Origin of the sequence: Actinomadura sp. K4S16, assembly GCF_008327685.1 — a bacterium.
Classification (GTDB): Bacteria; Actinomycetota; Actinomycetes; order Streptosporangiales; family Streptosporangiaceae; genus Spirillospora.
The window spans coordinates 279,853-289,014 of the sequence record NZ_BDDE01000019.1; the positions used below are offsets into that span (position 1 = coordinate 279,853).

The window sequence follows — 9,162 nt, forward strand, 5'->3', positions numbered from 1 at the left end:
ATCATCCACGCGTGGAGACTGAGGCACTGATCGACCAGTTGGCCGGGCCCGACCAGAAGGCCGCGGCCGATGCCCTCGTGGCCATCGGCGCGCCCGCCGTCCGGCCCGTCCTTGCCGTCCTTTGCGATGAGGAGTCGCCGGTCGACTGGGCCACCAGCGCCACCGTCCTGCGGCGCATCGGCCGTCCCGCGCTCGACCCCCTGGTCGAGGCCATGGCGGCCGCGCCCACCGGCGAGGTCGCCCGCCGCTGCGGCTGGGCCCACAGCGGGTTGGAGATCGCCGATCTGGCGGCCTTCGTCCCCGGCCTGAGCCACCCGAGCCCGAAGGTCCGTGCGAACACCGCCTACGTCCTACAGCTCAAGGGAGAGGCGGCCCTTCCGCACGCTCCCGCCTTGCTCACCCTCTTGGACGACCCTGACCCCGACGTCCGGCAGCGCGTCGTCTGGGCGCTTGAGGGAATCGGGCCGGGCGTGGTCCCGCTCCTCCGCCGGATCCGGCGCTCCCGCACCCCTGCCCGGCGCCGGGCCCTGGAGGCCCTCGCCGCGGTCGGCGGCCCGTCCGCGCTGGACGACCGCGACCAGGCCCTCGTCCGGCGGCTGATCCGCGTCAAGGCGGCGACGGAGAGGCCCGAGCCCATGCACCTGTGCGGCAGCTGGTACGCCGTCCCCAGCGGCGACCGGGACGCCGTCCTCGACGCCTTCGGCCTTTCCGAACCCGAGCCCGTCACGATGCGGCTCGGCGCGTCCGCCTGGAACCACGACCACCACGTCTGGGGCGGAGACCACCGCTCCTGCCGCCGCGTCTATGTCACCCCGCTCCTGGACGGCTGGACGCTCCTGTTCGGTGACCCCTTCCCCACCCACGAGGACCTTGACCCCGCCGACGTCCAGGAGCACTGCCGCGACCTGAGCCGCCGCTTCGGCGCGGCCCACTGGTACGGCGCGAGCTGCGGCGACGAGTGGACGTCCTGGTGCGTCGCCGAGGACGGCGACATCGTCCGCTACTACGACGTCTTCGACCCGGACGATCAGATCGGCTCCCACCCGGCCGAGGACGGCTACGTCCTCCCGCACACCGACCCCTTCCCCGACGACGCCTTCGACGACATCGACCTCCACGACAGCGCCGCCTTCCAGGCCCGGTACTCCCAGGTCAAGGAGGAGCTCGGCATCCCCGACGAGTGCCACGCCACCAGCTTCGCGGCGCGGGCGTCTGTCGACCCGTCCGCTCTGGGCCCGCAGACGTCCGTCCAGGGCCAAGCCGTCCTGGCGCTGACCTCCTGCGGACGCGGTCACGGCCACCCTCCCGGTGCCCTGGAGATCTGACCCGCGGGTCGTCGGTAGGATCGCCAGCTCATGGACGAGAGCGCCGGAATCGAGATGGCCGCCGTCCCGGCCGGGACGGTGACGCTGTCGGACCGTCGGACGCGGCGCAGTTGGGCCGTCGACCTCGCGCCGTACCGGCTGGGGCTGTCCCCCGTCACCCAGTCGCAGTACGCGCAGGTCACCGCCGAGCGGCCGAGCACCGCACGAGGGGACCGGCTGCCCGTCGAGGGCGTCTCGTGGGCGGACGCGGTCCGGTTCTGCAACGCCCTGTCCCGACGCGAGGGCTTGACACCGGCGTATCGCCTCGATGCCGACGGCGAGAGCGCTGACTGGGACGTCAGCGCCGACGGATACCGGCTCCCGACCGAGGCCGAATGGGAGCACGCCTGCCGTGCCGGCACGACCGGCCCGCGGTACGGGCCGCTCGACGAGATCGCCTGGTACCGCGGCAACGCCCAGGACCGCGTCCACGACGTGGGCGGCAAGCGGCCCAACGCTTGGGGCCTGCACGACATGCTGGGCGACGTCTGGGAGTGGTGCTGGGACCTCTACGACCCGGACGTCTACGGCGCCTACCGGGTGCTCCGAGGCGGCGGATGGTCCGACGAGCACTGGAGCTGCCGGGCCTCCGTCCGCCGCCGGAGCCACCCGACGTTCCGGATCGACGACGTGGGCTTCCGCGTGGCGCGTTCCGCCGTCAGCGGTTGATGAACACGGGGTTGGAGTAGCCGCCGCAGGCGCGGTGGCGGAGCGGGCGGGATGGTTGGCGAACAGGACCGGCTTGTGCGGCAGCTGCCGCATGACCCGCAGCGCCTCCAGCATCTTGGCCTCGGTGTCGAAGGACGGGTCGGCCGGGAACGGGTCGCACCGCGACGGCGGGCGTGGCGGCCACAGTCCATCGGGAGACCGTTGCGCATCGCTGGCCAATCGTTGACCGTTGGGAGAACACCGAGGCCGCCCGCTTCCCGTCGATCCGGCGGCGTCCGGCTGCGGACCGAACCTGTCGCGGCCCTCCTCGCAAGGCGTGTTCGCCGGCAGGACCTGGACGCGGACGGCCGCGCGCCGAAGCCAGGGGCCGGTAGATCTTTCGTTTTCGCTGCTCAGGGGCAACATCAACCGTTTCATGGAGATTTCCGCCGGTTATGTAGGCCGCAAGCGACATCGTCGATGAAGCGAAGTGGTAACGATGACGGAAGCCGGCACGGGAGACCGCGGCAATCCGCAGGATCTTCCCATCGAGCAGCTCAAGGAGGTCGGGCGCCAGTTCGCACAGGCGCTGATGATGCGGGCGCTGTCGAAGGCGACCGGCCAGATCGAGGGCCTGACGGAGCGTCTCAACGCCGCCTCGGACGGTGGGGGAGCCGCGGAGAAGGCGGCGGCCGCCGGAGCGAAGAAGATCGCCGAGGGCGAGTCCCCGCTCAAGGCGGGCCTCAGCGCGGGCGCGACCGGGGCGAAGGAAGTGGTCAAGGACAAGGTGAAGGGCGCCATCGGCGGCGGAGGCAAGGACGGCAAGGGCGGCGGCCAGGGCAAGATGAAGGTCACCAACATCATCGAGGAGTTCGACGTGGGGCTCCCGCGGCGCGTCGCCTACGACCAGTGGACGCAGTTCGCCGACTACCCCAGCTTCACCAAGAAGGTCGAGAGCGTCGAGCAGGAGTCCGACGAGAAGATCAACTGGCGGGCGCAGGTCTTCCTCTCCCATCGCACCTGGGAGTCGACGATCATCGAGCAGGTCCCCGACGAGCGGATCGTCTGGAAGTCCAAGGGGCCCAAGGGCTACGTCGACGGAGCCGTGACGTTCCACGAGCTGGCGCCGTCCATGACGCGGGTCCTGCTGGTGGCCGAGTACCACCCGGACGGGTTCTTCGAGAAGACCGCGAACCTCTGGCGCGCCCAGGGGCGCCGCCTCCGCCTGGACTTCAAGCACATCAAGCGCCACATGATGACCAAGACCCTTCTGGACCAGGAGGAGACCGAGGGCTGGCGCGGCGAGATCCGCGACGGCGAGGTGGTCAAGACCCACGAGGACGCCCTCAAGGAGGAAGAGGAGCGGCGTCAGGCCGAAGAGGGCGGCGGCGAGGAGAAGTCCGAGGCGCCGGAGGAGGAGAAGCCCGAAGAGCAGGAGGAGAAGTCCGAAGGGCAGGAGGAGAAGCCCGAGGCCCAGGAGGAGAGGGGCGACGGGCAGCAGAAGCCCGAAGAAGCGAAGGAGAAGGAGAAGGAGAAGGAGAAGGCGGCGAGCGGCACCCGCGACTGACGTCCGCGCTGGTGGGACCCGCGCTGAGAGGGCATGTAGCCCCTGGGGGAGCAGGATCGAGCATCGGGGGGAACGATGAGCGACGGCGAGTCCGGAAAGGCCGAGCCCGAACGGCAGCGGAACGAGTCCCGCGACGAGTCGGAGGGCCTGACCGGAAGGACCATCCAACCGGACCGGCGGGCGCAGCCCGCCGAGGGCCCGGACGTCCACCTCGACGTCCCGCAGCTCAAGGTCGAGGAGATCTCGCTGGAGGTCGAGAACCTGGAGGCGCACGTCTCGCTCGTCGCCGAGGTGCTCGACCTGCTCAAGCTGAACGTCGGCGCGGACGTGTTCCTCGGCAGGGTCAAGCTGGAGATCAAGGGCGTCGAGGCGGAGGCCGAACTCCAGGTCCGGCTGGACAACGTCGCCATCATCGTCGACCGCGTCCTGACCACGCTCGACCGCAACCCGGAGATCCTCCAGCACATCGGACGCGGCCTCGAGTCGGCGGTCAGCGACATCGGCTCCGGAACCGGCTCCGCCGTGGGCGAGGTCGGCAAGGGCGCCAGGGGCGCCGTCGAGGACGTCGGCCGCGGAGCCGGCGGCGCGGTTCAGAGCGTCGGCGAGGGCGCGGGCGGCGCCGTCAAGGACGTCGGCGAGGGCGCGGGCGGCGCGGTCAAGGAAGTCGGCAAGGGCGCGGGCGAAGGCGTCAGCGAGGTCGGGCGAGGCGCCGGCCGCGCGGCCGAGGAGGTAGGCGAAGGCGCGGGCGAGGGTGTCAGCCAGGTGGGCAAGGGCACCGGACGCGCCGCAGAACACGTGGGCGAAGGCGCAGGCGAGGGCGTCGGCCAGGTGGGCAAGGGCGCGGGCCGCGCCGCCGAGCAGGTGGGCGAAGGCGCGGGCGAGGGCGTCAGCGAGGCCGGCAGGGGCGCGGGCCGCGCCGCCGAAGGTGCCGGCGAGGGCGTCCGAGACGTGGGCAAGGGCGCGGGCGGCGCAGCCGAAGGCGTCGGCAAGGGCGCCGGACAGGCGACCGCCGCCACGGGCCAGGGCGCCGGCCAAGCCGCCGAGACCGCAGGCCAGGGCGTCGCGGACACCGCGAGCAAACCAGACGAAGCCACCGAAGGCGCTGCGGACACAACATCCGAGGACTCCTCTGACCAGGACAAGGAGTCAACCGAGCCCGAGAACTCCTCCGCCCAGGAGAAGACGGAGCCCGAAGACACATCAGAGCAGGACAAAGGGGGAGCGGAGTCCAAGGACTCCTCCGACCGGAGCGAGGAGGGAACGGAGCCCGAGGATGCCTCCCACCGAGACGAGGAGGGAGCGGAGCCCGAGGACTCCTCCGACCGGAGCGAGGAGGGAGCGGACTCCGAGGACGCCTCCGGCGACAAGGACGAACCGGAGGGCAAGCAGAGCCCGAACGGCGCGGGCCCGTCCGACGGGGACCAGGAGATCACGGCGCTCCAGGGCGCCCTCCGGGAGACCGAGGAGTCCGTCCGCGAGCTGGGAAAGGCCCTCCTGCGGATGGTCTCTCAGCCAGGAGGAGGCAAGAACTCGTGAACGCCGGCGATTTCCCCAACGCCGAACTCCGGCGAACGGCGGCCATCCTCTTCACCGCCAGGGTGAAGGCCGACGAACTCCGCTTCGAGGCCGTTCCCGACGTCTCAGTGGAGTTCACCGAGGGCTCCTCCGACGAGTCCACCTCCGGAAGCGTCCGAACGAACCTCCCGGACAAGGCCGAGAAGCAAACCACCTACCGGAACATCCAGATCGACTACGCCATAGCCGCCAAACTCCCCGACCTCGATTGACCCAAGGCCGGACTTCACTCATGAGCCATGAGGCTCCGCACCTCGTCGAACCACGCCTCCCGGGCGGTCTCCACCTGCAGCACCTTCGGAATGTCGACGGCCACGTACGTCACCCGCGCCGCGACACCGCCGTCCCGGCCATGGAGCCCGACGGTCTTCGGAGGCATGTCACGGTCACTGGCGTAGACGATGAAGGCGCGCGGTACCTCGTCCGAACCGCCCGCCGCCTGCGCGTACACGAAACTCTGGAATAGGTCGGACGAGGAGACCTGCTTCTCCCCGTACAGCTTGTACTTGGCGTCCACCGGACAGAGCCGGCGTCCCTGTACTAGCTGAATGTCAGGACGGATCTCGGTGTAGGAGTCGCCGCTCGCACCCCTGATCGCCCCGGGCAGAGCCTCCTGATCGCGCACGATGACACTCGTCTCGCTGAAGGCGTCCCGCATCAACCGCGTCACGAACTCCTCGAAAAGGGTGTTCATGTCGACCATGAAGGCGTGCGTCGTCCGCCCGGCCTTCGTGTGGCGGTCCGTGAACGCCGCCCCCTCCAGAAGCATCCGCGCCCACCGATGCGCGTTCCGGTAGCGCTCATTGGCCCGGTGATAGGTGAGGCGCTCCACCGCCGAACGGACATCGAAGCCCCCGGCCGCACAGACACCGGAGAAGTCGGCGGCGAGCCGACGTGCGTCCGCTCGCACGTCCGCGTCCTGCGCCGTTCGCGCGGCGGTATTCAGAGCCGCCGCGCACAACCGGTTGTCGAGGATGTCGCTGCTCCGCTCGTCATACCGGCACTCCAGCCGGTCGAGCATCCCGAACCGCCGCGTCACCTGCCGCTCCGCCAGCAGCCGGCCCCGGACAGCCGGAAGAGCCTCCTCACGTCGCAGGTAGTCGCGCCTCAGCCCGTGCCGGAGGAGCCGGTCGCACTCCCGCGTCAGCAGGAGGCACACGAGATCCCGCAGGCTCAGCCCCGTCCCGAGCCGCCGAAGAAGCGGCAACTCCCGCAGGGACCGCAACCCGGCGGCGTAGTCGAGCATCTCCAGCACGCCGAGTTCCGAGCCCGCCAGCTTCGGCCGGACGCGAACGGACACGCAATCGAGATCCACCACCCCCACGTGGGAGCCCGCCTCGACCTCCAGAGTGCCGTCCCGAAGCCAGCGCAACCTGATCCGCTTGGCCAACTCCTCGGATTCGACGACCGCGATGTCCGCCGGGCTGGGTTCGAGGCCCTTCACCCGGCACTTCCCGTACTCGGAGACGACGACCGTCCTCACTACTCGCCCGCGCTCGCCTGGAGTTCCGCCGAGAGGGCCTCGACCAGCCGTTCGTCGCTCAGCCCGGCGACCGTGTGCGCCTGCACGTCCACGATCTCCTGACCGAGGAACCGGGAGAGCATCGAATAGTCGTCGTAGGCGTACTCCTGGAGCAGCGGGAGCACCTCGGTGCGGACGACCGCGGCCAGATCCGCTTCGCTGTCGAGGGGCTCGCTGCCTGACATGAAGAACGAGTGCCCGATCTGGCGTTCCCGCCCCAATTCCTTGACGACGCGGCGGTTGAGCTCCCGTAGCAGTAGCCCCAGATCCAGGTCTCCGACCTTCTGCCCATCGAGGAGGTCTGTGTCGGGCAGCAGTTCGTGGAACGCGAACCGCCTCCGCAAAGCGGAGTCCAGCAGCCGGATGCTGCGGTCCGCTGTGTTCATCGTCCCGAGAAGGTAGACATTGGACGGGACGGTGAACGCCCGGCCGGTCGGCAGCGTGACGCGCATCCCCCGCTTGTCGCGCTCCAGCAGCGTGATGAGCTCACCGAGGATCTTCGGAATGTCCCCCCGGTTGATCTCGTCGATGAGCAGCAGATGCGGCCGCTCCGGGTTCGCCGCCGCGGCCTCGCACACTTGCTTGAAGATCCCGTCCCGCAACACCAGCCGCAGCCCGCCATCTCCGCCTGCTTGAGGCCGGAACCCTTCGATGAAGTCCTCGTACCCATACGCGGGATGGAACGTCACCTGCGTCAGGTATCCGGCCTGGTGAAGCGCGTTGAGGCCCTTCTGGAACTTGAGTGTCCCGGGCTTGGCCACGGGGTCGACGTCTTCCGATCCGTCAAGGTTCGTGCTGAGCCAACGCAGCGCGAAACGCAGGCTCGCGTAGGTCTTTCCGGTTCCGGGAGGCCCGTACAGGATGACCTGCCCCTTCCGGGCGAGCAGGCCGGAGAGCTGGTCGAACAATGGATCATCCGGAATCACTCGCTCAGCCTCGGCGAGCGCGCCCTGCCTTCCGGCCTGGATGGTCTGCCACAGATCCGCAGGCACGTCCCTCACTGTCTTCTGCCCGCTCAGCTGCTGCGCCACTGGCAACGTCTGCGCGTAGCTCGTGTCCCAGTCGACGGCCACCGTGTTGAAGTACTCCGGACGCTCAGGCCGCCATCGATAGCCCTCCGCCGTCACGGTCCCCACCCCGAGGATCTCCTTGTGGCCACGATTCGCGATCACTCGATCGCCGGGGCGGAGCTGGAAGAAGCGCCATAGCTCACGCGCCTTGGCCGAGTTGGTGGGCTTGTGCCCGTGCGGGTCAGCGGCCTCGAAGCCCGCCCGGAAATCCTCTTCGGACGCGAACCTTGTCAACTCGCCTACCTCATCCCAGCCCGCGCAGATGTACCCGCCCTCTAGGCAGTCGCTCCAGTACCGTCCCTCCTTGCCAGGAGCCACCATGAGAATGGTCGGATCGGGCTTGGGGTTGACCCACTCGTGCAGGAACCACGCCACCTCGTACAGGTGCCAGCCTGCGAAGCGCCCATCGTCCTCTACAAGTTGCTTGAGCAGTTCATGCGAGGCGAAGGGATCCAACTTGGACGCGTCCCTGCCCGACAGGTGATAGGCGTACGCGTGCAGGTCTTCCTTCCCGGTGATGGGGATGAGCGCATCGGGGACGTAACAGGAGATCGCCTTGGTGGCGATCGTGAAGCCCATCCGCAGCTCCTTGATGGCATCGACGTAGGCGATGCCGTCGTCCCGAGCAGACTCGAAAGCCTGGATGAAACCCGCGCGGACTCGGTTTCAGGCATCCACCTCATCGCTGTACTCGGCCGGGTACTTCCAGGCGCCGTGCTTCTTGCTCCAGTAGATGATGTTCTTGCCGGCGGACCGGCCTCTGATATCGCAGAGAGTCCGCGTTCCGTATTCCATGCGGTAGCTGAAGGACTCTCGGAAGACATCCGTTCCCAGCGCGTACCGTTCGAGCGGCATGGTCGGCCAAGCGTCCAGCGGAAAGTCCTGGACCACCTGTGCGATCTCCGACTTCGCCTCTGCCAGTCGCGACGCGTAGGCGGCGCGGTCGAACGCGGCGATCGCCTGGGAGAGCGGTCTCGCCGGTGTCCGGATCTTGCCGACGGAGGTGAGCGGGACGAGCGTGCACGTCTGGCAGACCTTGTGGATAGGGCGACCCTGCCCGTTGCGCAGTCCGGCTTGCTCCGCGAACGCTCGCCGTCCTGGCGCGTCATCTGCCGGCGCGGCCTCCGAGAGGCGTAGCCACAGGTCTCGATTCGGGTCGGGATAGACCTTCCAGCTGTCCTCATATCCGCCCATGTGGGTACAGCTCCGACTGTGGTGGAGCGCCGTCCCATCACTGGCTGGGCAGATCACCTAATGGGAGCTACCGGGTCGGCCGCCGCTGGCAGACTCGGTGTCTGGTAGCCGCTGGTGGGTGAGCACTTTTATCACCTGGACCTTGGAGTCCTGGGGTCAGATCGTGCCCTCGCCGGTGGTCAGGGGCTGTTGATCGCTGATGGGATGTCGTGCCCTCGATGG

The 9,162-nt window shown here is 69.1% G+C and carries 8 protein-coding genes; 5 read left to right on the forward strand and 3 right to left on the reverse strand.

All coding sequences use genetic code 11. From position 1 onward, the window contains the following. Positions 1 to 11 precede the first annotated feature (11 nt). The 5 genes from K4S16_RS31350 to K4S16_RS31370 all read left to right on the forward strand — a co-directional run bounded on the left by K4S16_RS31350 (position 12) and on the right by K4S16_RS31370 (position 5,366). Positions 12 to 1,325 carry a HEAT repeat domain-containing protein gene (locus K4S16_RS31350; RefSeq protein WP_149262666.1) on the forward strand — a complete coding sequence of 438 codons (1,314 nt, stop codon included), beginning with the start codon at positions 12 to 14 and terminating at the stop codon, positions 1,323 to 1,325. A gap of 30 nt (positions 1,326 to 1,355) precedes the next feature. Next, on the forward strand, positions 1,356 to 2,033 hold the full coding sequence (locus tag K4S16_RS31355) for an SUMF1/EgtB/PvdO family nonheme iron enzyme (protein ID WP_149262667.1): 678 nt from the start codon (positions 1,356 to 1,358) through the stop codon (positions 2,031 to 2,033). A 478-nt stretch (positions 2,034 to 2,511) separates the two neighbouring features. Continuing rightward, positions 2,512 to 3,579: an SRPBCC family protein gene (locus K4S16_RS31360; protein ID WP_149262668.1), complete on the forward strand. Its 1,068-nt coding sequence runs from the start codon at positions 2,512 to 2,514 to the stop codon at positions 3,577 to 3,579. A gap of 75 nt (positions 3,580 to 3,654) precedes the next feature. Further along, a complete protein-coding gene (locus K4S16_RS31365; RefSeq protein ID WP_149262669.1) occupies positions 3,655 to 5,115 on the forward strand; it encodes a hypothetical protein in 1,461 nt (486 codons plus the stop codon). After that, positions 5,112 to 5,366, forward strand: coding sequence for a hypothetical protein (locus K4S16_RS31370; protein ID WP_149262670.1), 255 nt, complete (start codon positions 5,112 to 5,114; stop codon positions 5,364 to 5,366). Before K4S16_RS31365 ends, K4S16_RS31370 begins: the two co-directional genes overlap by 4 nt. 14 nt (positions 5,367 to 5,380) lie before the next feature. Here the strand turns inward: K4S16_RS31370 and K4S16_RS31375 are convergent, their stop codons facing one another. The 3 genes from K4S16_RS31375 to K4S16_RS31385 form a co-directional block, all read right to left on the reverse strand. After that, complete coding sequence (locus K4S16_RS31375) at positions 5,381 to 6,637, reverse strand: McrC family protein (RefSeq protein ID WP_160161093.1); 1,257 nt, start codon at positions 6,635 to 6,637, stop codon at positions 5,381 to 5,383. Next, the gene (locus K4S16_RS31380; protein ID WP_149262672.1) at positions 6,637 to 8,325 is read right to left on the reverse strand and encodes an McrB family protein; all 1,689 of its coding nucleotides are present in this window, start codon (positions 8,323 to 8,325) and stop codon (positions 6,637 to 6,639) included. The genes K4S16_RS31375 and K4S16_RS31380 overlap by 1 nt, the downstream gene beginning before the upstream one ends. Before the next feature lie 87 nt (positions 8,326 to 8,412). After that, positions 8,413 to 8,940, reverse strand: a complete 528-nt coding sequence (locus tag K4S16_RS31385; RefSeq protein WP_149262673.1) for a hypothetical protein — start codon at positions 8,938 to 8,940, stop codon at positions 8,413 to 8,415. Positions 8,941 to 9,162 lie beyond the last annotated feature (222 nt).

Coding starts and splice junctions, on each gene's coding strand:
- K4S16_RS31355 (WP_149262667.1), top strand. CDS start 1,356: ATGGACGAGAGCGCCGGAATCGAGATGGCCGCCGTCCCGGCCGGGACG.
- K4S16_RS31360 (WP_149262668.1), top strand. CDS start 2,512: ATGACGGAAGCCGGCACGGGAGACCGCGGCAATCCGCAGGATCTTCCC.
- K4S16_RS31365 (WP_149262669.1), top strand. CDS start 3,655: ATGAGCGACGGCGAGTCCGGAAAGGCCGAGCCCGAACGGCAGCGGAAC.
- K4S16_RS31380 (WP_149262672.1), bottom strand. CDS start 8,325: ATGGGCTTCACGATCGCCACCAAGGCGATCTCCTGTTACGTCCCCGAT.
- K4S16_RS31385 (WP_149262673.1), bottom strand. CDS start 8,940: ATGGGCGGATATGAGGACAGCTGGAAGGTCTATCCCGACCCGAATCGA.